Source organism: Sutterella massiliensis, assembly GCF_016899755.1.
GTDB classification, from domain to species: domain Bacteria; phylum Pseudomonadota; class Gammaproteobacteria; order Burkholderiales; family Burkholderiaceae_F; genus Sutterella; species Sutterella massiliensis.
On the sequence record NZ_JACJJC010000130.1, the window covers coordinates 1 to 991 of the forward strand.

The following is a 991-nucleotide window of genomic DNA, read 5'->3' on the forward strand; positions in this document are numbered from 1 at the left end:
CTTTAGATGGCTCTATACGGCGATGACGCGTGCCAAACGCAAGCTTTTCTTCTACAACGCACCAAGATTCACGAGCTCTACGGGACTCTCCTTTGCTGGAAACTTTTTGGGGGCTGGTTCAGCTGCAGCTGCTCCCTGCAGGGCACGGCTCAAATCCCCGTCACCTGCAACGCACGAACCTTTCGCCCGTTACAGTTCCGAACAGTTGGAATCTCGCTCGGCTCAGAAGACGCGCGCATCAACGGAATTTATCACGCCCGTCGTCTCCGATGCTGACAAATTCTCTTCAAGGGCAGTCATGTGTGAAACGGTCTCAATTCCTTCGATTACGCCCCCTGTCACGAAAGACGTAGCACTTGGTGATCTGCCCCCGAGTTTTCTTTCCATTCTGAAAGATGCCGTCGCCGATAGTTTGATTTTGTTGGATGCAAAAATCATTGACGTTCAGCACCTACAGTATTGCGAGTCGTACACAGTCGAATGGGGCGGAGAATATGTTCGAGCAGATGTTTTCTATAACGCGAAAAATGAAGTTACGCGAGTTCGTCCGGGCGGCACGGATCCTTTAAGCATCACCGTCGCTAAACATATACGACAACTTGAGGGAGGCGCCATCAACTCCTCAGCGCCAACCCAGGGCCTACCGAGAAACTCCAGATCATCCGTTCGTGCTGATTTGCCCGATCCAGTCGTCGACAACATCAAACCGCTATTCGACGAATCTTTCAAACAAGAATTCTATGACCGACTTCTTGCTGCTGCTACATCACGAGGTGTTTCTGTGGCACTCGTTCGCGAGATGCAGTGGGCGCTTCGCATCAATATGCAAGGATTCGGAGGTTTAGCCGTAATGGACTTCTTCTATAACAGCAAAGAAGTCTTTACCAAGATTGTCAAAGTATCAACGAAGAAGATGACGTCCGAACTAAGTGCTGCGATTTCTGGCATTGTCAATGAAATTGCTGAATAGTAAACCTATGCAGCAATGATC

The 991-nt window shown here is 49.4% G+C and carries 1 protein-coding gene; it reads left to right on the plus strand.

Features of this window, described 5'->3' with window-relative positions; all coding sequences use genetic code 11:
* The coding region (locus tag H6A60_RS11735) for a hypothetical protein (protein ID WP_205104836.1) at positions 1-970 on the plus strand (970 nt) is incomplete at its 5' end.
* Positions 971-991: the final 21 nt, after the last annotated feature.